Origin of the sequence: Paractinoplanes abujensis, from assembly GCF_014204895.1 — a bacterium.
Taxonomy (GTDB): domain Bacteria; phylum Actinomycetota; class Actinomycetes; order Mycobacteriales; family Micromonosporaceae; genus Actinoplanes; species Actinoplanes abujensis.
The window spans coordinates 7,341,038-7,364,573 of sequence record NZ_JACHMF010000001.1; the positions used below are offsets into that span (position 1 = coordinate 7,341,038).

Annotated in this window: 24 protein-coding genes; 10 read left to right on the plus strand and 14 right to left on the minus strand. The window is 70.3% G+C overall.

Going from position 1 to position 23,536, the window contains the following annotated elements:
• Positions 1 to 144: 144 nt before the first annotated feature.
• Genes flhA through BKA14_RS33655 form a run of 3 tightly spaced genes read left to right on the plus strand, consistent with a single transcriptional unit; the run spans position 145 to position 4,047 of the window.
• Positions 145 to 2,199, plus strand: coding sequence for a flagellar biosynthesis protein FlhA (gene flhA / locus BKA14_RS33645; protein ID WP_184954796.1), 2,055 nt, complete (start codon positions 145 to 147; stop codon positions 2,197 to 2,199).
• Entirely contained in the window at positions 2,189 to 3,802 is a 1,614-nt protein-coding gene (locus tag BKA14_RS33650) for a hypothetical protein (protein WP_239092598.1), read from the plus strand. The genes flhA and BKA14_RS33650 overlap by 11 nt, the downstream gene beginning before the upstream one ends.
• Positions 3,799 to 4,047 (plus strand): hypothetical protein, encoded by a 249-nt coding sequence (locus BKA14_RS33655; protein ID WP_184954798.1) that lies wholly within the window; start codon positions 3,799 to 3,801, stop codon positions 4,045 to 4,047. Before BKA14_RS33650 ends, BKA14_RS33655 begins: the two co-directional genes overlap by 4 nt.
• Before the next feature lie 54 nt (positions 4,048 to 4,101).
• On the opposite strand, the gene BKA14_RS33660 is transcribed toward BKA14_RS33655, so the two are convergent.
• From BKA14_RS33660 to BKA14_RS45305, 14 genes are all read right to left on the minus strand, one after another.
• On the minus strand, positions 4,102 to 5,982 hold the full coding sequence (locus BKA14_RS33660) for a flagellar hook-length control protein FliK (RefSeq protein ID WP_184954799.1): 1,881 nt from the start codon (positions 5,980 to 5,982) through the stop codon (positions 4,102 to 4,104).
• A gap of 32 nt (positions 5,983 to 6,014) precedes the next feature.
• On the minus strand, positions 6,015 to 7,022 hold the full coding sequence (locus BKA14_RS33665; protein ID WP_184954800.1) for a transglycosylase SLT domain-containing protein: 1,008 nt from the start codon (positions 7,020 to 7,022) through the stop codon (positions 6,015 to 6,017).
• Complete coding sequence (locus BKA14_RS33670) at positions 7,019 to 7,462, minus strand: flagellar FliJ family protein (RefSeq protein ID WP_184954801.1); 444 nt, start codon at positions 7,460 to 7,462, stop codon at positions 7,019 to 7,021. The genes BKA14_RS33665 and BKA14_RS33670 overlap by 4 nt, the downstream gene beginning before the upstream one ends.
• A 93-nt stretch (positions 7,463 to 7,555) precedes the next feature.
• A complete protein-coding gene (locus BKA14_RS33675; RefSeq protein WP_184954802.1) occupies positions 7,556 to 8,863 on the minus strand; it encodes a FliI/YscN family ATPase in 1,308 nt (435 codons plus the stop codon).
• 15 nt (positions 8,864 to 8,878) lie between these two features.
• Positions 8,879 to 9,559, minus strand: a complete 681-nt coding sequence (locus tag BKA14_RS33680) for a FliH/SctL family protein (RefSeq protein WP_221477380.1) — start codon at positions 9,557 to 9,559, stop codon at positions 8,879 to 8,881.
• A complete protein-coding gene (gene fliG / locus BKA14_RS33685; protein WP_184954803.1) occupies positions 9,543 to 10,568 on the minus strand; it encodes a flagellar motor switch protein FliG in 1,026 nt (341 codons plus the stop codon). Before fliG ends, BKA14_RS33680 begins: the two co-directional genes overlap by 17 nt.
• A gap of 86 nt (positions 10,569 to 10,654) precedes the next feature.
• Positions 10,655 to 12,283 carry a flagellar basal-body MS-ring/collar protein FliF gene (gene fliF / locus BKA14_RS33690; RefSeq protein ID WP_184954804.1) on the minus strand — a complete coding sequence of 543 codons (1,629 nt, stop codon included), beginning with the start codon at positions 12,281 to 12,283 and terminating at the stop codon, positions 10,655 to 10,657.
• A gap of 1 nt (position 12,284) precedes the next feature.
• Positions 12,285 to 12,650 (minus strand): flagellar hook-basal body complex protein FliE, encoded by a 366-nt coding sequence (gene fliE / locus BKA14_RS33695; RefSeq protein WP_184954805.1) that lies wholly within the window; start codon positions 12,648 to 12,650, stop codon positions 12,285 to 12,287.
• Between the two features lie 8 nt (positions 12,651 to 12,658).
• The gene (locus BKA14_RS33700) at positions 12,659 to 13,051 is read right to left on the minus strand and encodes a flagellar basal body rod protein FlgC (protein ID WP_184954806.1); all 393 of its coding nucleotides are present in this window, start codon (positions 13,049 to 13,051) and stop codon (positions 12,659 to 12,661) included.
• Positions 13,052 to 13,053: 2 nt separating this feature from the next.
• The gene (locus BKA14_RS33705; protein WP_184954807.1) at positions 13,054 to 13,401 is read right to left on the minus strand and encodes a flagellar basal body rod protein FlgB; all 348 of its coding nucleotides are present in this window, start codon (positions 13,399 to 13,401) and stop codon (positions 13,054 to 13,056) included.
• Between the two features lie 187 nt (positions 13,402 to 13,588).
• Positions 13,589 to 13,912 carry a hypothetical protein gene (locus BKA14_RS33710; RefSeq protein WP_239092597.1) on the minus strand — a complete coding sequence of 108 codons (324 nt, stop codon included), beginning with the start codon at positions 13,910 to 13,912 and terminating at the stop codon, positions 13,589 to 13,591.
• A gap of 16 nt (positions 13,913 to 13,928) precedes the next feature.
• Positions 13,929 to 14,315: a flagellar export chaperone FliS gene (gene fliS / locus BKA14_RS33715; protein WP_239092596.1), complete on the minus strand. Its 387-nt coding sequence runs from the start codon at positions 14,313 to 14,315 to the stop codon at positions 13,929 to 13,931.
• Between the two features lie 46 nt (positions 14,316 to 14,361).
• A complete protein-coding gene (gene fliD / locus BKA14_RS33720; RefSeq protein WP_184954809.1) occupies positions 14,362 to 15,753 on the minus strand; it encodes a flagellar filament capping protein FliD in 1,392 nt (463 codons plus the stop codon).
• A gap of 115 nt (positions 15,754 to 15,868) precedes the next feature.
• Positions 15,869 to 17,149, minus strand: a complete 1,281-nt coding sequence (locus tag BKA14_RS45305; protein WP_184954810.1) for a flagellin N-terminal helical domain-containing protein — start codon at positions 17,147 to 17,149, stop codon at positions 15,869 to 15,871.
• 269 nt (positions 17,150 to 17,418) lie between these two features.
• Here BKA14_RS45305 and BKA14_RS33730 point away from each other — a divergent pair, with 269 nt between their 5' ends.
• From BKA14_RS33730 to BKA14_RS33760, 7 genes are all read left to right on the plus strand, one after another.
• Positions 17,419 to 17,904 (plus strand): flagellar protein FlgN, encoded by a 486-nt coding sequence (locus BKA14_RS33730; protein ID WP_184954811.1) that lies wholly within the window; start codon positions 17,419 to 17,421, stop codon positions 17,902 to 17,904.
• Positions 17,904 to 19,313, plus strand: coding sequence for a flagellar hook-associated protein FlgK (gene flgK / locus BKA14_RS33735; RefSeq protein ID WP_184954812.1), 1,410 nt, complete (start codon positions 17,904 to 17,906; stop codon positions 19,311 to 19,313). Before BKA14_RS33730 ends, flgK begins: the two co-directional genes overlap by 1 nt.
• 15 nt (positions 19,314 to 19,328) lie before the next feature.
• Positions 19,329 to 20,225, plus strand: a complete 897-nt coding sequence (gene flgL, locus BKA14_RS33740) for a flagellar hook-associated protein FlgL (RefSeq protein ID WP_184954813.1) — start codon at positions 19,329 to 19,331, stop codon at positions 20,223 to 20,225.
• A 2-nt stretch (positions 20,226 to 20,227) separates the two neighbouring features.
• On the plus strand, positions 20,228 to 20,665 hold the full coding sequence (fliW, locus tag BKA14_RS33745; RefSeq protein ID WP_184954814.1) for a flagellar assembly protein FliW: 438 nt from the start codon (positions 20,228 to 20,230) through the stop codon (positions 20,663 to 20,665).
• An 89-nt stretch (positions 20,666 to 20,754) separates the two neighbouring features.
• The gene (gene csrA / locus BKA14_RS33750; protein ID WP_184954815.1) at positions 20,755 to 20,997 is read left to right on the plus strand and encodes a carbon storage regulator CsrA; all 243 of its coding nucleotides are present in this window, start codon (positions 20,755 to 20,757) and stop codon (positions 20,995 to 20,997) included.
• A 178-nt stretch (positions 20,998 to 21,175) separates the two neighbouring features.
• Entirely contained in the window at positions 21,176 to 22,678 is a 1,503-nt protein-coding gene (locus tag BKA14_RS33755; protein WP_239092595.1) for a methyl-accepting chemotaxis protein, read from the plus strand.
• A 109-nt stretch (positions 22,679 to 22,787) separates the two neighbouring features.
• Positions 22,788 to 23,531 (plus strand): hydrolase, encoded by a 744-nt coding sequence (locus BKA14_RS33760; protein ID WP_184954817.1) that lies wholly within the window; start codon positions 22,788 to 22,790, stop codon positions 23,529 to 23,531.
• The last annotated feature ends 5 nt before the right edge of the window (positions 23,532 to 23,536 follow it).

Consider the following 23,536-nt stretch of genomic DNA (forward strand, 5'->3'; position numbering starts at 1 on the left):
CTCACATAGGTCCCTCGAACGGGGGAAGATCGGCATGCGGGAAGAGCCCTCGCTCAGTGGCGGCGACAGATCGCCGAAGAGGGAAACGCCAGGACGGCGAACCCCGCGCAGGGATGGCTCCAACGTCCACTCCTGGAAGGTGCCGTGAAGAACCGCAACATCAGCAAACTTGCCGTGCCCGTCGGGGTCGTCGGCATCGTCCTCATGATGGTCGTGCCCTTGCCGACCTTCCTGCTGGACATGTTGATCGCGCTCAACATCACCGCGGCCCTGCTGATCATGCTGACCAGCATGTTCGTCCAGAAACCACTGGACTTCTCGATCTTCCCGGCCCTGCTGCTGGTAGCCACCCTGTTCCGCCTCGCGCTCAACATCAGCGCGACCCGCCTGGTGCTGAGCGAGGGCGACGCGGGCAAGGTGATCCACGCGTTCGGCAGCTTCGTCGTCGGTGGCAACCTCGTCATCGGCCTCGTCATCTTCCTGATCCTGGTGATCGTCCAGATGGTCGTGGTCACCAAGGGCGCCGAGCGGGTGGCCGAGGTCGGCGCCCGCTTCACCCTCGACGCCATGCCCGGCAAGCAGATGGCGATCGACGCCGATCTCAACGCCGGCCTGATCGACGAGGACCAGGCCAAGAAGCGCCGGGCCGAGGTGGCCGCGGAGGCCGAGTTCTACGGCGCCATGGACGGTGGTTCCAAGTTCGTCAAGGGCGACGCCATCGCCGCCGTCATCATCACGCTGATCAACCTGGTCGGCGGGTTCGCGATCGGCGTGGCCCAGCAGGGCATGGCGGCCGGCGACGCGATGAACCACTACAGCCTGCTGAGCATCGGCGACGGCCTGGTCTCGCAGATCCCGGCCCTGCTGCTCTCGGTGGCCACCGGTCTGATCGTGACCCGCTCGGCCACCTCGGGCGACATGGGTTCGACGGTCACCACCCAGCTCAGCCAGAACAAGCTCGCGCTGCGCATCGCCGGCGGCGCCTCGCTGGCCCTCTGCGTCATCCCGGGCCTGCCCAAGGTTCCCTTCCTGGTGGTCGGCGCGGCAGTCCTGATCGCCGCGCAGAAGATCAAGGACCCGGTGCCGGAGGAAGAGGTGGCGGCGGCCGCGGCGGCCGGCGAGGCGGTCGAGATGCCGCCCGCGGACTCGCCGGAGCAGCTGCTGGGCGAGATGCGCGTCGACCCGCTCGAACTCGCCCTCTCACCCGACCTCGTCGACCTGGTCGACGCCAGCAGCGGGGACCTGCTCGACCGGGTCCGGGCGTTGCGCCGCAAGATGGCCATGGAACTCGGCGTGATCATGCCGCCGGTGCGCACGCGAGACGATCTCGACCTGCCGCTTTCCTCGTACGCCATCCGGATCTCCGGCACCGACGCGGGCACCGGCGAGGCGCCGCCCGGCACGGTGCTGGCCATCGGCGACGGGTTGCAGGGCCTGCCCGGCAAGGCCGGGGTCGAGCCGGTGTTCGGCCTGCCCGGCAAGTGGGTGCCGTCCGAACTGCACTACCAGGCCGAACTGTCCGGCGCGACGGTGGTCGACCGGGCCAGCGTGATCATCACGCACCTGGCCGAGGTCGTCCGGACCAACGCCAGCCGGCTGCTCGGCCGCGAGGACGTGCGCGCGCTGACCGAGACGGTCAAGCGCACCCACCCGGTCGTGGTCGAGGAGCTGACGCCCGCGGTGCTCAGCCTCGGCCAGATCCAGAAAGTGCTCCAAGGGCTCCTCGACGAGGGCGTACCGATCCGCGACCTGGTACGCATCTTCGAGGCGCTCTCCCTTCGGGCGAAGGTCTCCGTCGACCAGGACAGCCTGGTCGAGGCGGCCCGCGCGGCGCTGGGTCCCGCTATCGCGGCCCAGTACACGACCGCCGGCCGGCTCACGGTGATCACGCTCGACCCCATGCTCGAGCAGCAACTGCTCGAATCTCTGCGGCCCAGTGAGACGGGGGCCTTCATGGCGATCGACGGCATGCGTGCCGAGGCGATCGTCAGCGAGGCGGCCCGGCTCACCGAGACCGCGGAACAGCAGGGGCTGGCCCCCGTGCTGGCCTGCTCGCCACAACTGCGGCTGCCACTGATGCGACTGCTGCGCGCCGGATCGCGCCGGGTCCAGGTGCTGTCGTACGGCGAAATCTCTGGTTCCACAGCACAGATCGAAACGATTGGGGTGGTCAACGGTGCCTACGCGGGTGCTGCTTGAGGGACCGGCCATCGAGCCGCTGCTGGCTCAGGTGCGCGATGAGTACGGCTCCCGTGTCCGGATCATCTCCGCCGACAAGGTCCGCAGTGGCGGCGTCGGTGGTTTCTTCGCCAAACAGCATTACGAGCTGTCGGTCGAGGTGCCGGACCCGAACGAGGACAGGAATGACATGACTTCACGGATGAAGACGACCGACACCGGCCAGCACAGCCTGGAACGGCTCCTCGAGCGAGCCGAGTCGCAGGACCGGATGGACGACCCGGGCCGGGCGGCACCACGCCCGTTCGGCGGGAGCGCCTCACCGCGCTCGGTCACGCCGGCGTCGTTCGGCATGACCCGGCCCGCCGAGACCCCGTCCCGGCCCGCCGCCGAGAGCGGGTTCGGTGCCGACGAGGGCCGCAGCGCCGCGTTCGGGGACACCGGGGCCGCGTTCGCCGAGCTGATGGCCGGCCTCAACGGCGGTGACCAGCTCACGTCGCGCCCCAAGCCGGCGCCGCGGGAGGAGCCCGCCCCGACCGTACGGCCGTTCCGCCCGGCCGCGGCCAGCGAGTCGCCGGTCAACGTGGCCCGGACGCCCGCACCGGCGGCAGTCCCGGCTCCGCCCGCCCCGGCCCCGGCCGTGGTGGCCCCGCAGTCGCCCGCCGCTCCGTCCTTCGTGACCGAGCCGCCCGCACCGGCCCCGGCCATCGCGCCGACGTCACCCGCGCCGGTCTCGCCCGCGCCCCGCCTCGCCGACCGCATCGGTGGGCTGGCCGCCAGCGAGATCGAGATCGACGAGGTGCCGCCCGCGCCCGAGCCGGTCGCCGAGACGCCGGCCCCCGTCGAGACGTACGGGTTCCAGCCGGCCTCGCCGGTCTCGGCCGTTCCGGCCCCGGCCGCCGCCACGGCCCCGCCGGTCGCCGACAACGAGCCGGTGGTGCGGAACCTGATGTCGGTGGGCATGCCGGAGAACATGGCCCGCCAGATCACCGGCAGCGACACCTACGCCGGCGTGCTGAGCGTGCTGGCCGCGCGGCCCAGCGCCCCGGGCATCCCGGACGGGCCGGGCGAGATCCTGGTGCTCGCGGGTGACATCAACCTGGGGGTCACCATCGGCCGCCAGCTGCTCGACCAGATCGGCGTGCCGGAGAACCACCTGCTGCTGGCCGCGCAGTCGACGGCCGGCACCGGGCTCCACTCGTCGCGGCTGATCTCGACGCCCGAGGCGGCCGAGAGCCGCACCGAGAAGCTGCACAGCGCCGAGGAGCCCTGGGTCGTCGTGCTCGAGGCGCCGGTGGGCGGCACCGACCCGATCTGGGTCAACGAGATGTGCGACGCGATCGGGGCCACCGCGGTCTGGGCGGTCGTCGACGCCACCCGCAAGACCGCTGACAGCGCCCGGCACCTGCGGACGCTCGGCGAGGTGGAGTCGCTGGTGGTGCACGGCGTCGAGCTGACCGGTGACCCGGCCTCCGTGCTCGGCCTGGACCTGCCGATCTACTCGCTGGACGGCAAGCCGGCCACCCCGCACGCCTGGGCCGCCATGCTCTGCGCGCGGATCGCGTCCGACGTCATGCCGGTCGCCGCGGCCCCGCGGCGCGTCACCCGCACGGTGCGGCAGTGATTCGTCCATCGGTCCTGCTGTTCGCGCTCCTGATGAGCGCGCCGGCGCTGTACCGCTACGTGCTCGACCAGGTCGACGTCACCGAGGTTCTGATCCGGTTCGTTATCGCCGTGCCGATCGCCGCCCTGCTGCTCGCGGGGTTGCGCTTCGTCACCGCGGGATACGGCCGGCCGGAGGGGAAGCCGGCAGGCACCCCGGTGACACCGAGCCCGCTCGACGCGCCGGAGGCACAGAAGCCGGCCTGACAGGTCCACGTAAAAGGGGGTGACCGCTTCGGCGGCCACCCCCTTTTGCGTGTCTTAGGCGTGCGTGTCGAGCCGGCTCGAGCCGGGGGCGGCCGGCCGGATCGTCGGCGCGGCCGTCTCGGCCGGTGCCGCCGGTCCGGTCTCGCGGCGCCCGCCGCCCGGGAAGGCCGCCGCCGCGAACTGCTGGCGCGCCTGCTCCTGCTGCGCGTTGCCCTGCCGCAGGTCGAGCGTCGTGTTGCGGAAACCGGCGTCGGTCAGTTCGCGCCGCAGGTCGTCCATGGCGTTGCGCAGGGCCTCGTTGCCGGCGTCGGTGCCGCCGGTCAGCTGCACGTTGATCTCGCCGTTGCGGATCTCGGCCACCACCTGCACCGGGCCCAGGTCGACCGGGTGCAGGTTGACGGTCAGCCGGTGCACGCCGTCCGCGTCCAGCTTGAGCGGCACGATCCGCATGGCGAGCTGGGCCGCGGGTGGCTGGAAGGCCGGCGCGGCGGCGGGCGGCGGCGGGGCGCCGGCGGCGGGTGCGGCCGGGGTCGCCGCCTGGGGCCCGGAGACGCCGGCCAGGCCGGCCTGACCGAGCGTGCCCGGGGTGGCGGCGCCGTCCGGTGCCACACCGGGCGCGGCGGCCGGGTTGACCGGGTTGGCGGTCACCGGACCGGTGGCGGAGTCGGCTGGGGCCTGGTCGGGCAGGGCGCTGGACGGGGCCGGAGCCGCCGCCGGGTCGGCCGGCGCGCCCGCTCCCGTGCCGTCGGCCGGGGCCGGTGTGGTGTTCGCGGGCGTGGCGGCTGCCGCGTCGGCCGGGGCCGGCGTGGTGCCCGCGGAGCTGGCGGCTGCCGCGTCGGCCGGGGCCGGCGTGGTGCCCGCGGGTGTGGCGGCGGCTGCGGTGTCGGCTGAGGCCGGTGTGGGCGGCACAAGGCCGGCCGGACGGGGTCCGGCCATCGGGGTCGCGCCGGTGGCCGGCGCGGTGAGTGCGCTTGCCGCGTCGGCTGCGGCCAAGGGGCCGGCCGGGACCGCGGTGCCGGCCGGGTCGGAGCCGACGGCCTGGCGGCCGTCCCCGGTTCCCGCGGCTGGTCCACCCTGAGCAGCCGCACCGGTCTGGGCGAGCTGGGCGGCGAGGGCCGGCGGCAGTGGTGTGCCGAGGCCCTGCTGCGGGCCGGCACCGGCCGCCGGGTTGGCGGTCGCCGGAACGGCGGCGGCCTGCGGCGTGGGTCCGCCGGCGGTTTCCCGGGCCGGGTCGGCCGGCGGGTTCGGGACCGTGGCCGTCTGGCCGGCCGCGGCGGCCATCGCGGCTGCGGTCTGAGCGACGGCGGCTGCCGCGGCCTGAGAATCCTGCGCAGGCGCGGCGCCGGCTTCCGGATTCCGGGTGGTTGCGGTCTCGTCGGTGGCCACGCGGTCACCGGTGTCGGAGCCGGTCTGCTCGGCGCGGCCGGTGCCACCCTGGCCGTCGGCCCGTTCGCTCCGGACCCGGTCGGTCCCCGTCCGGTCGGCCGGGGTGCGCTCGCCGGGGCGGTCGGCCCGGTCCGCTCGGCCCGAACGGTCGGAGCGTCGGCCGGCCTCGGCCCGGTCCGCGCGCGCCCGGTCGCCGGAGGCGCGGCTCGAGGCGGTGTCGCGGTCCTCAGCACGCCGCTGGTCGGCCCGGTTCGCCGCGGCGGCCCGGTCGGCCGCCTCCCGCTGCAGGGCGCTGCGCCCCGCGGCGGCCCGCCCGGCGTCGGCCCGGCGGTCGGCGTCCCGCTGGTCGGCCCGGTCCCCGGCGGCCCGGCGCGCGGCCGCGTCGCGGCCGTCGGTCCCGGTCGTCTCGTCCCGTTTCGGCTTGTCGAGCTCGGCCGAGAGCGCGGAGCCGAACTCCTCCCCGCCCTCGCCCCGCTTGGACGCGGGCCGCCGGGCGATATCGGCCGCCGACGTGCGGTCGGCTCCGCTCACGGAATTCGGCATCTTCATGCGGCTCTCCTCCAGATCGGGCGGTCGACGGGTCAGCCGCCGAGCGCGGCGAGGGCCTTCTGGACCTTCGGGACGTACTTCTGGGTCTCCGAGAACGGCGGGATGCCGCCGTACCGGTGCACCGCGCCGCCGCCCGCGTTGTAGGCGGCCAGCGCCAGCGGCAGCGACTTGAACTCGCGCAGGTTGCGGGCCAGCAGCTTGGCGCCGCCGTTGATCGCCTGCGCCGGGTCGAAGGAGTCCTTGACGCCCAGCCCGCGCGCGGTCGACGGCATGAGCTGCATCAGGCCCTGGGCGCCGGCCTTGCTGACGGCCTTGGGGTCGTACCCGGACTCGACCTTGGCCACCGCCGCGAGCAGCTTGGGTGAGACGCCGTACCGGTTGCCGGCCTGCACGAAGAGGTCGGCGTAGGGCACCCCGGCCAGGGCGCCGGTGCCCTGCAGACTGGCCGGGCGGATCGCGGAGACGGCGTTCTGCGGGGTGACCGGGAAGTCCGAGACGACGCGGCGGATGTGCGTCGGTTTCTCGTACACGCTCTGGATCTTGACGTGGTCGCCCGGCTTGGGAGCCGCGATCATCTTGTTGTCGCCGAGGTAGATGGCGACGTGGTCGACGGGGGAGTCGAACGCGAGGATGTCGCCCGGTTTGGCCTGGGCCAGGTTGGCCACCGGCTCGCCCGCCTTGGCCTGCTGGTGCGACAGCCGGGGCAGTTTGATGCCGAGGTCGCTGTAGGCCCGCTGCACCAACGCCGAACAGTCCAGCCCCTTGTCCGGGTCGGTGCTGCCGAAGACGTACGGGGTGCCGAGGTATTTCTTGGCCGCGTCGACGACGTTCTGACCGGTGGCCTGGTTGTTCAGGCGCATGCTGCCGCCCTGCCCGGTCGCGCTGGCCAGCGCCGAGGCGAACGTGGTGGTGCCGCCGGGTCCGGTGGTGCTCACGGTGCCGGTCGCACCGGTGGCGCCCGGAGCGGGGTTGACCGGGGTGAGTCCGAGCTGGCCCTGGAGCTCCTGGATGCGGTTGAGCACCCCGGTGACACCGATCATTCAGCGCCCCCGCTGCGCGCCGCGTTGCGGGCCTTGCTGGTCATCGCCAGCTCGTCCAGGTTGGCCTGGTCCTTGCGCAGGTCGTTGGCGCGCACCATCTCGGCGTGCCGTTCGGCCATCATCTCGACCGCGCGCCGGCGTTTGGCCGCGTCGGCCAGCACGGCCATCCGCTCGCGCTCGACCTCCTCGGCCTCTTCGACCATGCGGTGCGCGCTCATCAGGGCGCCGGCCAGTGACTGCCGGGCGACGAGCCCCGCCACGATGGCCCGGGCGGTGCCCTCGGTGGGCGCCTCCGCGCCGACCAGATCGAGCTGCTTACGCCGTACGAGGTCCTGGGCCTCACGGATCTCGGCGCGCGACTGCATGACGGCGCCCTTGGCCGCGTCCTCCTGGGCCTTGCGGGCGCGGAGCACGGGAGAGAGCCGGAAGAAACGGTTCACGTTCTGCCTCCTAGCGGCCGGGACGGGCCCTCACTTATCCCGGTCGGCCCGCGACCCGAATCGCTGAGGTCCTGCACCCGAGCTGCAACTGGCCTACGAGGCGGCGATCAGCGCGTGGAGCTGGGCCCAGGCCTCCTCGGCGGTGACGCGCTCGTCGAGGCCCTGGCGCAGGAACGCGTTGATGTGGGGCCAGATCGCGGTCGCGCGGTCGGCGTCCGGGTTCGTGCCGGCCACGTACGCGCCGATCTCGACCAGCTCGCGGACGTCGCGGTGGGCGGCCATCAGGCGGCGCAGCTCGGTCGCGTCGGCCTTCTGCTCCTTGGTGGTGATCTTGTTGGCCACCCGGGAGATCGAGTCGAGGGCCTGGATGCTCGGGAAGTGGCCGGCGGTGGCCAGCTTGCGGTCGAGCACCACGTGGCCGTCGAGGATCGAACGGGCGGCGTCGGCGATCGGCTCGTTGTGGTCGTCACCCTCCACCAGCACGGTGTAGAGGCCGGTGATGCTGCCGCGCGCGCCCGGCCCGGCCCGTTCCAGCAGGGAGGCCAGCATCGCGAAGACCGACGGCGGGTAGCCGCGGGTGGCGGGCGGCTCGCCCACCGACAGCCCCACCTCGCGCTGCGCCATGGCCGCGCGGGTCACGCTGTCCATCATCAGCAGCACGTCGGCGCCCTCGTCGCGGTAGTACTCGGCGATCCGGGTGGCCACCGCGCCGGCCCGCAGGCGCACCAGCGGCGGCGTGTCCGAGGTCGCGATCACCACCACCGACCGGGCCAGCCCCTCCTCGCCCAGGTCGTGCTCGATGAACTCGCGGACCTCACGACCGCGCTCGCCGACCAGCGCCACCACGTTCAGCTGGGCCGACGTGCCCCGCGTGATCATGCTCATCAGCGTGGACTTGCCGACGCCGGAGCCCGCGAAGATGCCGATGCGCTGCCCCCGCCCGCACGGCACCAGCGTGTCCAGCACCCGTACGCCCAGAGACATCGGCTTGTCGACGAGCTGCCGCTCCATGGCCGACGGGGGCGCGGCGTCGATGCTGACCAGGTGCCCCTGCAGCGGGGGCCCGCCGTCCATCGGGCGGCCCAGCCCGTCCAGGATCCGGCCCTGCAGGTCGGGGCCGACGGCCACCCGCAGCGGCCCGCCCGTGCTGACCACCGGCGTCCCGGCGCCCAGCCCGGCGATCGGGCCGAGCGGCAGGCAGGAGAGCTTGTCGCCGTCGATGGCGGCCACCTCGGCGAAGATCGCCTCCGCGCCCTCGCCCATCTGCACCAGGTCGCCGACCCGGGCGTCGACCCCGCTGACGGTCACCCGCAGGCCGACCGCCCCGACCACCCGGCCCCGGGTGAGCGGGCGGGCCGCCTCGATCGCCGCCGACAAGCGGTGGCGGAACACGTCAGTCATCCTGCGCCTCTCCCGTTACAGCAGTCGTAGCGCTTCCCGGGCGCGGTCGACCGCGGCGGCGATGGTCGCGTCCACCGTCGCCATGCCGGTCTCCGCGACCGCGTCACCGGGCCGCAGCGCACCGTCCGGCCGCAGCCGCACCCGGCGTCCCTCGTACTCGAAATCCGTCTCGCCGGCGTCGCCGACCAGCGTGTGGTAGTCGTCCGGGTGCAGGCTGACCACCAGCGCCCCGGCGTCGGGGGTGGCCGTCATGGCCCTTCGCAGCGCCGCCACCGTGCGGCCCTGCGGGTCCTCCAGGCTGCGCCCGACGATCGCCTCGGCCAGCTCGAAGGCGTGCGCCAGCAGCACCTCCTGCAGCTCGGCGAAGGTGGGCATGAGCTGGTTCTCGTGCTCGGTGACGGCCCGGCCCAGGGCGTTGACCGCCTGGGCCAGCGCGGCCGCCCGGCGCTGCTCGTGGGCCTGCTCGGCCGCGGCCGCCCGGGCCTGCGCGTTCTGCGCGGCGGCGGCCGCCTCGCGCTGGCCCTGGGCCCAGCCCTCGGCGTAACCGGCGGTGCGGGCCTGCTGCTTGACGCGGTCGAGGGAGCTGCCGTCGGCGGGCAGGCCGGTGCGCAGGTCGACCGCGAACCGGGCGGTGGAGGCCGACTCGGCCATCGAGCCGCGCAGCACGGGGCTGCTGCTCTCAGGCGATGAGCTCATCGGCCTCGCCACCGCGCTGGACCTCGATCTGACCGGAGTCCTCGAGCGAACGGATCACCGAGACGATCTTGGCCTGGGCCTCCTCGACCATCTTGACCTTGACCGGGCCGAGCAGGTCGATCTCCTCGAGCAGGTTCTCGCGGCCGCGCTCGGAAAGGTTCTTGGTGACCTTGTCGCGCACGGTGTCGGGCACACCCTTGAGCGCGGTGGCCAGGTCGGCCGGCTCCACCTGGCGCAGCACCAGCTGGATCGCGCGGTCCTCGAGGTTGATGATGTCCTCGAACATGAACATCCGGCGCCGGATCTCCTCGGCCAGCTCGGGGCTGCGGGCGTCCAGGGCTTCCAGGATGAGCCGTTCGGTGGTGCGGTCGGCGCGGTTGATGATGTCGACCAGCGGCTGCAGACCACCGACGGTGGAGAGCTCGTCCGGCTGCAGCACCGACGAGAGCTTGCGCTGCAGGGCCTGTTCGACCTGGCGGATGATCTCGGGGGAGGTCCGGTCCATCACCGCGATCCGGTGCGCCACCTCGGTCTGCACCTCGATCGGCAGGCCGGCCAGGATCGACGAGGCGAGCGCGGAGGGGATGTGCGCCAGCACCAGCGCGATCGTCTGCGGGTGCTCGTGCTGCACGTACGAGAGCAGCTGCCGGGGGTCGGCGTGGCTCAGGAAGTTGAAGGGGATGTCGTTCATCGACGCTTCGAGGCGGTCCAGTATCAACGCCGCGCGGTCCTTGCCCAGTGAGGCCTCGAGCAGCTCGCGGGCGTAATCCATGCCGCCCGAACCGGCGTACCGGGTGGTGGCCATGGCGTAGAACTCGTCCATCACGTCGTCGACCTGGGTCGGTTCCAGCTTGCCGAGCCGGGCGATCTCGGCCGAGATCATCTCGACCTCTTTCTCCGACATCTGCGACATGATCTGGGCGGACTGCTCCTTGCCGAACTGCACGAGCATGATGGCGGCCTTGCGCACGCCCGTCATCGACATCGTGGTGAGCGCCGGTGTGGTCAACGCGTACTCCCTCTTCAACCGCAGCGGAAACAAGCCGTGGGACGGCTGTGGCGGCGGCCGGGCTCAGCCGGCCGCCGCGCGAAGGGTCAGCGCGTCACATCAGCGGCCAGCCAGCCGCGCAAGAGCACTGCCATCTCCTCCGGTTGATCCTTGACCATCTGATCGATCTCCCGCTGGCGTTCCTCGCGAGCCTGCACGTTCGTGTCGTCCATGGCCATCCCGGCCTCCAGCATCTGCGCCGGGATCGCCTGGTTGAGCTCGGCGAGCCGCTGAGCCTCGAGCGCGGCCTGCATGTCCTCGAGGTGCTTGCGCTCCTCGGGGGTCAGGCCCCGCCGCTTCTTGCTCTTGCGGCTGAAGCGCCAGGCCAGGAAGAGCAGGACCAGGACGAGCGCGGCCAGGCCGGCGGTCTTGTACATCGACATCTGCTTGGCCTCGACGGCGGCCGCGGACGAGGCGGTCAGCGCCTCCTGGGCAGCCTTGGCCGCGCTCTGATCGAACGGCATGGCCGAGACCGCGATGGTGTCGCCCCGCGTGGCGTCGATGCCGGCGGCGGCGGTCACCAGCTGCTGCACCTGCGCCGGGTCGATGGTGGTGCCGGTGCTGCTGTTGAGCAGCACGGCCACGCTCAGCTTCTTGATGCCGCCGGGCGCGCTCCGCCGGACCTCGTTGACCTTGTTGACGGCGTTGTTCTTGGTGCTGCTGCTGTTCTCGTACTGACCGGGGCCGCTGCTGCCGCTGCTGCCGGTGCTGCAGCCGGGGCCCGCGATGTTGTCGGGACCGAGCACGCCGCCGGCGCAGTTGTTGGCGCCGTTGTACGCCTCGCGCTGGTTCGTCTCGGAGAGCGCGGGCACCGACGGGTCGGCGTTGAAGGTCTCGCTCTGCGTCTCGGTCTGGTCGAAGTCCAGCGTCGCCGTGGTCACCACCGACGAGTTGCCCCGGCCGACCACGCTGTCCAGCATGCTCTGGATGGAGGTGTTCATGCGGTTCTGGAAGGCGACCGTCTGCGCGTCGGTGCCGCTGTCCCCGCCCGTGCCGATGGCCGCACCACCACCGGTCGAGAGGATCTTGCCGTCCGCGCCGGCCACGGTGATCTGGGTCGGGTCCAGGCCCTCCACGCTCGAGGCGACCAGGTGGACGATGCTCTGCACCTGATCGCTGCTCAGCTGCTCGGTGGCGCTCGTGGCCACCAGCACCGAGGCGGTGGGCTTGTCCTGCTCGTCGGCGAAGACGTCCTTCTTGGGGATCACGAGGTGCACGGTGGCCGCCTCGACGCCCTCGATCGACTTGATCGTGTTGGACAGCTCGCCCTCGAGCGCCCGCTGGTAGTTCGTCTGCTGCATGAAGTCGCTGGTGGTGATGCCCTGCTGGTCGAGCAGCGCGTAGCCGGTGCCGGCGTCGCCGGGCAGCCCTTCGCCGCTCAGCGACAGCCGCAGATCGTTGACTTGATCCTGCGGCACCAGAATCGTCTGCCCGTCGTTGGCCAGCTCGTAGCTGGTGCCGGTCTTCTTCAGCGACTCGACGATCGCGCTGGCGTCCTTGGACGAGAGGTTGTTGAAGAGAATGGAGTACGACGGCTTCGACGCCCACGTGGCGAAGAAGTAAGCGCCCACGACGAGCGCGATGACTGCCGCGATCGTGACGGCCTTCTGTCCCGGGGTGAAGGACCGGAACGTGTCCGTGACGCGGCGAACCGGAGCGGGAAGGCGGTCGGTCATGTCAGGCCTGCATCCTCATGATTTCCTGGAAAGCTTCCACGGCCTTGTTGCGGACGGCCAGCGTGAGCTGGAGGCCGAGCTGGGCCTCGTTGGCCGCCATCGTGTACTGGGCCGGATCCTGGAGCGTGCCGTCGGCGGCCTGGACCGCGAGGTCGCTCGCCTTGTTCTGCGACGCCTGCACGCTTTCCAGACCACGCGACAGCATGCTGGCGAAGCTCTCGTTCGGTCCCTGCGCCTCGGTGGCCTTGTCGGCGCCGGTCAGGGCGCCGGCCCCGCCGATGCCGCCGAGGCCGGAGGCCTTGTCGAGTCCGGACACCGCGGAGATGCTGCCGAACGGGCTGCCGATCGGGCTTATCGGGGAGACCATCGTCTACCTCACTTTCCGAGGTTGATCGCGGCGGTGTAGGAGTCCTTGGCCCGGTCGACGACCGACAGGTTGGCCTGGTAGGCGCGCTGGGCCATCATCATCTGGGCCATCTGCGAGCTCAGGTCGATGTCGGGCTTGCGCACGTAGCCCTGGTTGTCGGCGAGCGGGTTGTCCGGGTCGTGCACGAGCACACCCTCGGCACTGCCGAACGCGACGCCACCCACCTGGGCGCCGTTGCCGTCCTGGGCCTCCTGCGCGATCACGTACCGCGCCTGGAACGCCTTCTCGGACGTACGGCTGGTGTTGTCCATGTTGGCGATGTTGTCGGAGACGGCATCCAGCCACTTGCGGTAGACGGTCACGCCGGAACCGGCGACCCCGATAGCGTTGAAAGTGCTCATCGTCAGGCTCCCTTGATCGCGTCGCGCAGCATCGAGTACTTGGTGTCCAGCGCCCGCAGGGTCAGCTGGTAGCGCATCGTCGTGTCGATGTGGGAGAGCGTCTCCTCGTCGAGGTTGACGTTGCTGCCGTTCAGGCGGGTCGGCTCCAGCGAATCCCTGGTCTGCGGAGCGACTCCCAGCGGCGACAGACCCTTGGCCACGGCGCCGCGCAACGCCTCCTCGAACTCAACCTTACGAGCCTTGTAGCCCGGGGTTTCGATGTTCGCAATATTGTTCGCGATAGCGCTCTGCCGGGCCGCGAGACCGGTGACCGCGACGCGCAGGGCGGACGACGAGACATCGTCGAACACAGCAGCTCCTTGTGTAGGTCCAAGGCCGCCGATCCGTGGCATTTCGGTGAGCGATCCGTCGCTCGTACATTGCAGTTCGGCTCCCGCGCCGATCCGCTGAGCGTCAGACGGTTGCCAGCAGGTTGCTGAAACGCGAGAACGCCCCGGGGCCCCGCATAGGGGGTCCCGAGGCGTTCCGGCTCGGTCGTCACATGGCCCGGTCGACGTAGACGGGTCGTTTGACCGCCTCTCCCGTCTCGATCCGGGTCGTCATCGTCATCTGCTGGCGGGTCGCGGTCATCCGCCGGGCGATCTCCTCGGCCGCCTTGAGCTGGCGGGTCAGGATCTCGTCGGCTCGCGGCTTGAGCTCCAGCGGCAGCGCACCCAGTTCCGTCGGCGCCTTCCACAGGCTGGCCGGCGGCGTCTCGGCGTGGCGGTGCTCGTCGGCCAGCATGGCCTCGATCGTCGCCACGTCCAGCTCGAGCTCGTCCAGCGCGTCGCTCCAGGCGTGCCCCCAGTTCCCGCCGCTCATGGTGCTCATCCGCTCGTCAGCCGGCCACCGCCGCGGCCGCGGCGTCGCGCCAGGCGTCGCGCAGCGGCTCGACGAAACCGCGGCACACGGCGACCCGCTCGGGGCTCTTGGCGATGTTGGCCCCGATCAGCTCGGTGATCAGGTAGCCGTACAGGTTGGCCAGGCCCGGCGCGCCCGACCAGGCCTCGACGTCCAGGCTGACCTGCAGCTCGATGACGATCTCCTGCGCGTGCGTGATCTTCTCGTGGGCGGTTTCGAGCTCGCCCGCCCGCAGCGCCTCCTCGCCCTGCGCCAGGTCGAGGACCAGCCGGTCGTACAGCATGATCAGCAGCTTGGCGGGCGAGGCGGTCTGGATCGAGTCCTGCAGGTAGCGGTTGCGAAGGTTCGGGGCGGTCATGGTCATCGGTCTCCTAGGTCAGGGCCCTGCGACGGCTGGTCGGGGCGGTGGATCAGAGGCCGGAGAGCTGGCCGGCGAGCCAGGTGGATTGGTTCTTGAGCTTGCCCAGTGACGTCTCGAGGTCGGCGTACTGCTTCTGGAGCGAGTTCTTCTTGGCCACGAGCCGGATGTCCCAGTTGCTGATCTGACTGTTGAGCCCGTCGATCTCGTTCTTGCGACCGGTGATGACCGAGGTGATGTTGACCGACTGGTCGCCCGCGTACTTCTCCATCTGGTCGGCGAACTCGATGCCGGCCGCCTGGATCTGCGACGGGTTCTCGTTGTAGGCGGTGGTGAACTTGGCCGCGTCGAATTTCAGCTGGCCGCTGCGGTCGAGTTCCACGCCGAGCTTGGACAGCGAGATCGAGATCTTCTCGAGGTTGGTCTTGGTGACGGGGTCGGTCGGCTGCGTCTTGTCGTACGACGGGTTCGCATAGGTGAGACCGAGGCTGATCTTGCTGAGCATGCTCTGCGAGATGTTGCGGACCGAGAAGTCGCCGGTCAGCGGCGAGCCCTTCTTGGTCGCCGCGTCGTAGGCCGTCTGCTTGGCGACCTCGCCCAGCGTGCCGTTGGCCGCGTCGACCAGCGCCTGGATCTTGCTCGCGATCCCGCTGACGTCCTGGTCCGAGGTGACCGTGACGTCGTTCTCGAGCTTCGACACGGTGATCGAGACGCCCGGCATGAGCTTGGTGAACGTGTTTGTGTCGCTGGTGACGGAGTAACCGCCGTTGGCGGCGTTGGCGTCGCCCCCGCCGATGTCGAGCTGGGCGTTGCCGGCGGAGGCCACGTTCGTCAGGGGCGAGGCGACGCCGTCGAGCCCGCTGTCGATCTTGAAGGCGTTGGCGCTGCCCGTCTTGCCCCCGCTGATCTGCAGGATGTCGGTGGCGCCGCCGGTGGTCACCACTGTCGCCTTGAGCCCGATGCCGGCCGCGTTGATCGCGGCGGCGACGCCCTTGGCCGACTTGTCGTCGCCCAGCGTGATCGTGTTGACCTTGTCGTTGGTGCTGCCGTCGAGCGGGCCGGTGGTGATCTGGATGGTGCCGGAGCTGATGTCGCCGGTGGTCGGGACCTTGGCCGTGGTGATCTGGTTCTTGGCCAGGCTCTTGACGTTGAACACGGTGGTTCCGGAGGCGCCGTTCGTGCCGGTCACGGCGGTGGCGGTCACGGAGCTGGAGCTCGACGTGGCCTTGACCGCGCGCCACGTGCTGAGCTGGCCCACGGAGTCGGCGGCGTTCTTGAGTGAGGTCAGCGCCGCGTTGACCGACTGGTAGGAGGCGATCGCGGTCTGGGCCGTGCTCACCTTTGTCTTGAGGCGGTTCTGCGGCGCCGCCTCGACCTGCATCAGTGAGTTGATCATGGAGGTGGTGCTGAGGCCACTGACGAGTCCGTCTACCGCTGTGCTCACCGGAGCCTGCCTTTCACTGCCTGGAAAATGAAGCGGGGGCAGCCGCTTTTGACGGCTACCCCCACCTATTCGGTCACTTGCCGATGAGATTCAGTTGCTGACGGTGGCAGTTCGGTTAGCGCAGCAGCGAGAGAACGTTCTGCGCCGACTGGTTGGCCTGGGACAGCATCGAGGTGCCGGCCTGGGTCAGGATCTGCGACCGGGTGAAGGACACCATCTCCTGGGCCATGTCGGTGTCACGGATACGCGACTCCGACGCGGACAGGTTCTCGACCGCCACGTTGAGGTTGTTGATGGTGTGCTCGAAGCGGTTCTGCACGGCACCGAGCGTGGCCCGGCTGTCGGTGACCGACGACAGGGCCTTGTCGATCGCCTTGAGCGCGGCGTCGGGGTCCTTGGTCAGGTCGAGGGCCGCGGTGCCGAGCGTCTCGGAGTCGACGCCACCGATCGCGATGCCGATCTTCTGGTTGGCGTTCGCGCCGACCTGGAACTTGCCGGTGTTGCCGCCGGTGGAGTTCAGCGTGGTCAGGTTGACGCCCAGACCGCCGGAGTTGACACCCGTGGTGGTGTCGACGCTGCTGGCCACACCGATGTTCGTGTCGTTGGTGATCGAGAAGTCACCGCTGCCGTTGACGTTGAACGTGGTGCGGTTCTGCGAGTCGACCTTGGCCGACATGGTGACCTCGTTGCCCTGGAAGCCGGCCGCCTTCAGGGCCTTCTCGAGGCCCGCGTTGACCGCCTTGGCCAGGTCCTGCGGCGACGCGTCGGCCGCCACCTTGTCCACCGAGACCTGGATCGGGGTGCCACCGGCGGAGATGTCGGTGCCGTTGGGTGACTTCGTCAGGCCACCCACCTTCTCCAGCGAGAAGGTGAACGTGCCGCTGCCGGTGACGCCGGACGGCAGCGAGGCCGCGGCGCCGCTGGTGGTGGCGGCCATCTGGGTGCCGGCGGCCTGCTTGGTGCTGCCGAACGTGCCGTCGAGCAGGCTCTGCTTGCCGAACGCCGTGCTCTTGCCGATCCGGTCGAGCTCGGCGTTGAGCTGGCCCATCTCCTTGTTGGCGGCCTCGGCGGCCGACGAGTCGGTGGCGCCCGAGTTGGCCGCCTGCACCGACAGGTCGCGCATACGCTGCAGGATGGCGGTGGTCTCGTTGAGCGCACCTTCAGCGGTCTGCGCGACCGAGACGCCGTCCTGCGTGTTGCGCACGGCGACCTTGAGCCCGCCGACCTGCGAGCGCAGGCCTTCGGAGATCGAGAGGCCGGCCGCGTCGTCGGCGGCCCGGTTGATGCGGAAACCACTGGACAACTTCTCCAGCGACTTCGACATCTGGCTGTCGGTGACCGACAGGTTCCGGTAGGCGTTCTGCGCGGCGATGTTCTGGTTGATGCGAAGACCCATGAGTGCTTCCTCCTTGAGGGGTCTTGGAGCGGCCCATCCATGGGGCCGTGGCGTTACGCCAGGCCGATCGGCGCGGTGCCGACGGTTCATGAGCAGTCTGCGAGATTTCCCCCACCATTTCCGGCGAATACGAAGAAACCCGAACGGAACTCACATGAACCCGGAATGCACCGGATCGGGGGAAATTCCTCAGCGGAGTCGGGGACGTGCCGACGTGTCCGAATGAGCGGGTTGTTCGAGCCCGACCGGAGGCGAGACGGAGGACCAGGGTGAGCCTGACCGACCTGGCCAGCGTCCTGTGGCGTTCACGTGAGCTGCTCGAGATGCTGTTGTTCAAGCTGGAGGAGGAGCAGCTGCTTCTCGCGGCGGGCCGCTCCCGCTGGCTGAGCCACGCCACCCGCGAGGTCGAGGTGGTGCTGGAACAGATCCGGCAGACCGAAGTCATTCGCGCCGCCTACGCCCAGGACGTCGCGGTCGAGCTGGGGCTCGCGCCCGAGGCCTCGCTGGGCGAACTGGCCGACGCCGCGCCCGCGCCCTGGTCGGATCTGCTGCACCAGCATCGAAAGGCGTTCCTCCTGCTCACGTCCGAGATCAGTGCCCTCGCCGACGTGAACCGCGACCTGCTCACGGCCGGGCAACGCGCAGCACGCGAAACCATGCTCGCGTTCGCCGAAACTGTGGAAACGTACGGACCGCAGGGCCAGACCGTTTCCGGCGGCGTCCGCCGCTCCAGCCTGGTGGATGAGGCGATCTGATGGCTAGTTCATTCAGTGGTATCAACACGGCGCTCACGTCGCTCTACGCGCAACGCCGTGGCCTGGACATCACAGGTCAGAACATCGCGAACGCGAACACCGAGGGCTACACGAAGCAACGGGTGCGCATGGCGTCGCAGACCGGCAGCCTCAACCCCGGTGTGTACGCGACGACGACGCAGGTCGGCAACGGTGTGACCATCGCCGGTGTCGAGCGCGGCCGCAACGCGTACCTGGACGAGCGGGGGCGCACCGAGCACGCCAACTCGGCGTACCTGCAGAGCCAGAAGGCCGCGTACGGGCAGATCGAGAGCGTGCTGGCGGAGCCGAGCGACACCGCCCTGCAGGCCCGTCTGCACGACATGTGGGACGGCTGGAACGACGTCGCCAACAACTGGCAGGACCCGTCGACCCGTTCCTCGCTGCTCGAGAAGAGCCGCACCGTGGCGATCACCCTGAACGACACGCGGGCCTCGCTCGCCAGTCAGTTCGGCGCGAACCGCAACGAGATGAGCGCGTACGTGGATCAGGTCAACACGCTGGCCGACAACATCGCGCACATGAACAACCAGGTGGTGGTGGCCCGGGCGGCCGGCCTCGAGGCCAACGAGCTGCAGGACCAGCGGGACGTGGCGGTGATGAAGCTTTCCGAGCTGACCGGCGCGACCACGCAGGCCAAGACCAACGGCGCGGTCAACGTCTACATGGGAACGTCACCGCTGGTCAGCGACTTCTCCACGCGCAAGCTGGAGCTCTCCGGTCCGCCCAACCTCGACTCCTGGACCCCGACCACGCAGGTCGCGCTGAAGTGGTCGGGCACCGACACGTCGGCGACCGTCGGCGGCACCATGGGCTCGATGCTCGACACGATGAACACCATCATTCCCGGCATCTCGGGCCAGCTCGACGACGTGGCCAAGGGTCTGGCCGACAGCGTCAACGCGCTCACCACCTCGGGCTACGACGTCAACGGGGATCCGGGCGTCGCCTTCTTCGACGGCACGAACGCGCGCGACATCAAGGTCGCGATCGACGACCCGGACAAGGTCGCCTTCTCCGCGGGCAACCCCAAGGCCGTGCCGCCGGCGGTCGCCGCGATCGACAACGACCGGGCCGACGAACTGGCCGCACTCGGCACCTCGCAGAACGGGCCGGACGCGAAGTACCAGCAGATGATCGGTCAGCTCGGCGTGGCCTCGCAGGCCTCGTCGCGGCGCAGTGAAATCCAGGACGCCGTACGGGATCAGGTCGACACCTCGCGCGAGGCCGAGTCGGGGGTCAACCTCGACGAGGAGATGACCAACCTGCTGACCTACCAGCGCGGGTACGAGGCGGCCTCCCGGGTGCTGACCACGATCGACTCGATGCTCGATCAGTTGATCAACCGCACCGGTCTCGTCGGCCGCTAGCGGTAGGGGGACCGTATGACGATTTCCAGCCGGGTCACCGACACCAGCATGCGCCACCGCATGCTGGGTGACCTCAACCGCAGCATGGCCCGGGGCCAGGAGCTGCAAAAACAGATCTCGAGCGGCAAGCAGCTGAGCAAGCCCTCGGATTCGCCGACCGGCACGGTGACGTCGCTGCAGCTGCGTGGCGAGATGCGGGCCACGCAACAGTTCTCCCGCAACGCCGACGACGGACTGGGCTGGCTCGGCACCATCCAGGACAAGCTGGGCGACGCGTCGGGACAGATCATCCGCGTACGGGATCTGACCGTGCAGGGCCTCAGCTCGGCGAACAACGCGTCGGCGCGCGAGGCGATCGCCGTCGAGATCGACAACATCCGTCAGTCGATGATCGGCGAGGCCAACACCAAATACCTCGGCCGGCCCGTCTTCGGCGGGACCACGCCGGGTTCGGTCGCTTTCGACGAAACCGGATCGTACGTCGGTAACGACGGGCAGACGACCCGATCGGTCGGACCGAACGCCAAGGTGCGAATCGACACGACCGGCGCCGAGGCGTACGGAGCGAACGGCAGCGACACACAGCTCTTCAAGGTGCTGGGTGACATTTCGGCGGCCCTTCGCTCCAATGACGACGTTGCCCTGAACACCGGTCTGTCAAATCTAGATACGGCGCACGATTTACTAAAGTCCACCCTTTCGGACGTTGGCGCCCGATATAATCGGATTACGCAGATGAAGCAGTCCGCTGATGATCACTTGCTGTCCGTGACGTCGCAGCTGTCCGATATCGAGGATGTCGACCTGCCCAAGGCGATTATGGAATTGCAGATCCAGCAGACGTCTTATCAGGCCGCCCTGGCCGCCTCGGCCAAGGTGATCCAGCCCTCGCTCATCGATTTCCTGAGGTGACCATGACTACTCGTACCGCTACCCGACCGATCGAGGCCACGATGTCCGACCCGTCGCTGGGTCTGCCGACCATCACGATGGCGGTGCCCATGCCCGGCTTCCCGGCGCATCGGGAGTTCGTGCTCGTGCGGCTCAACGAAGACGGCCTGCTCTACGCGTTCACGTCCACCGAGGACCCCGACCTGCGCTTCCTCGTGGCGCCGCCGGAGCCCTTCTTCCCGGACTACGCGCCCGAGATCGAGGCCGACGTCTTCGCCGCGCTCAACACGAAGGACGCGGACCGTCTGCTGCTGCTGACGGTCATCACGGCCGGCGCCAACGAGACCACGGCGAACCTGATGGCCCCGATCGTGGTCGACCGGGACAGCATGCGCGCCATGCAGGTGGTGCTGAGCGGCACGGGTTTCCCCGTCCGCGCGGTCATGAACCCGGTCTACTGACAAATCCCGCAGGCGCGGCCGTACGTCCGGCGCACGGTCGCGCCTGACTCGCGATGCTGTCCGTCCACGGATGGAGGAGGGCACCGACGATGCTCGTACTGACCCGGCGCTCCGGGGAGAGCGTGATGATCGGCAACGATGTCGTCATCACTGTGCTCGAGGCGCGTGGAGACGTGATCCGGCTGGGCATCCAGGCTCCGCGTGACGTGCAGGTGCATCGCGAGGAGGTGTACCGGGAGCTGCAGGCCTCGAACCGGGAGGCCGCCTCGCCCACACAGGACGAGGTGCAGGCGGTCAGCAAGATGCTGAAGCCGTCGGCCACATCGGACTGAACAGCAATTCCGAACGCCCCGTCGCAATCGCGGCGGGGCGTTCGTTTTTCGGGCGTTTCCCTGTAAAAACTCCACAACAACTGAAAGATGTTCATTACCGCGCGAGCGGTGCTGTTCCGGCTTCCTAGGGGGATCGATGTCGCGGTTGGCCCAACTCGGTATCGCCAAGCGTCTCGCCATGATCGTCGTAGTGGGCGCCGTCGCGTTGGCCGCACTGGCTGCTATCTCGCTGTCCGGCCAGGGCCGGCTGGCCGAGCAGGGCCGCAACGTCTCGAACCTGCAGGCCTGCCAGGCGGCGATGAACCACCTCGACACCCGCCAGAGCGAGCTGAAGGTGGACGCCTACCGGTCGGCGCTGGGCCAGGACGTGAGCCAGGACGTCGTCGACGACGTGCAGTCGGCCGCCGAGGCCGCGGACGGGGTGGCCGGCTGCGGACTGCCCGGCGACATGGCGCAGACGTTCACCGAGGACCGCCCCGCCTTCGTCGACTTCGGCCAGTTCATCTCCGACTTCGTGGCCTCCGGGGACAAGCGCACCCGGATCGGGGAGATCGCCGAGCGCAACAACGTCACCGACGACAAGCTGGGCGCGCTGATCGACCGGGTCACCGCCGCCGTCGAGACCGAGGAGGGCGACATGGCCTCCACGATCAGTCAGACGCGTACCCTCTCGATCGTCGTCGCCCTCGTCGGGCTGGTGCTCCTGATCGGCCTGGCCATTCCGCTCGCCCGCTCGATCCTGGTGCCGGTGCGCACCCTGGGGGCCGTCATCGACGCGCTCGCCCGCGGCGACCTGACCGGCCGCAGCGGCATCACCAGCCGTGACGAGCTGGGCCGGATGGCCGCCGGCCTGGACGGCGCGCTGGAATCGATCCGCGGCTCGCTCGAGACGATCGGGCGGGACGCGGACGCGCTGGCCGGTGCGGCCGGTGAACTGTCGGCAGTGGCCGCGCAGATCGCCGAGGCGGCCGGCAACACCGACCGGCAGACCGCGGCGGCCTCGGCCGAAGCCGACGAGATCTCACGCAACGTGCAGACGGTGGCGGCCGGTTCCGAGGAGATGGGCCTGGCCATCCGCGAGATCTCCCGCAACACCAGCGAATCGGCGCAGATCGCCTCGATCGCGGTGTCCGAGGCGGCCCGGGCCACCGAGACCGTGCGCCAGCTGGGCGACTCGTCGGCCGAGATCGGCAACGTGATCAAACTGATCACCTCGATCGCCGAGCAGACCAACCTGCTCGCCCTGAACGCCACGATCGAGGCGGCCCGCGCGGGTGAGGCCGGCAAGGGCTTCGCCGTGGTCGCCAGCGAGGTCAAGGACCTGGCCCAGGAGACCGCCCGCGCGACCGAGGACATCGGCACCCGCGTCGCCGCGATCCAACAGGACACCGGCGGCGCGGTCGAGGTCATCTCGCGGATCAGCGAGGTCATCGGCCAGATCAACGACTTCCAGACCACTATCGCGTCGGCGGTCGAGCAGCAGACGGCCACCACCGGCGAGATGAGCCGGAGCATCGCCGAGGTGGCCGGCGGATCGGCCCGGATCGCGGCCAACATCTCCGACGTCTCCGCCGCCAGCGCGGCCGCCGTACAGGGCGTCGAACAGACCAAGCAGGCGTCCAACGGCGTCGCCCGCACCGCCGACGACCTGCGTTCCCTGGTCAGCTCGTTCCGCATCTGAGACGCGCGCACCCGGACTGCACCGCCGCCGGAACGAGGTTGACAACGGCCGGGCCCCACTCTTTCGGTCAGACGGGAAGAGCCCGTCGAGCTGAGGCCGGGGAGTGACAGTGGGCGCGGAGCGGGAATCAGTGATCGGTGTGGTCAGCGCCGTCGACGCGCTGGATCTGACGGCCGATGCGCATGTGCACACCGGCTTCTCGGCCGGGCGGGACGCCGTCGGTGTGGTCGTCTCGGCGGCCGACCGGGCCGGGCTGGGTGCGCTCACCTTCGCCGACCAGGTGGGGCCGGAGACGACCTGGCTCTCCACCTACGCCGACTCGGTGCGGCGGGCTCAGCGGCGCACGGAGATGAAGCTGCGCATCGCGGCCGAGGTCGAGGTCGTGCGCCCGGACGGCTGGCTGGCCCTGCCGCCCGACATCAGCTACCTCGAGGCCCTCTCCGTCGCCGTGTCGCGTCTGCCGCTGCTGACCGGTGTGGCCGGCCCCCGTGAGGTGCGCGCCATGCTGACCGCGGGCGAGCTCTCCACCGACCAGGTGGCCGAGCAGCTGGTCGACGTGACCGTCCGCGGCATCGAGCGGGCCTCCCGCTACGCTCCGACCCAGCTCGCCCGTCCGCTCGGTCTGCTGGCCCAGGTCGGCTTGGACGACGCCGTGCTCGGTCCCGACCTGATCGACGCGCTGGCCACGGCCTGCCGCGAGACCGGTACCGTGGTCGAGATCAGCGAGGCCTGGCGGTCGCCGTCGCCGCGGATGGTGGCGATGCTGCGTGAGTCCGGGGTGACTCTGGTGCCCGCGAGTGACGCCCGGTACGCCACCGAGGTCGGCCACTGGCAGTACGTCCGCCGGGTCTGAGCGAA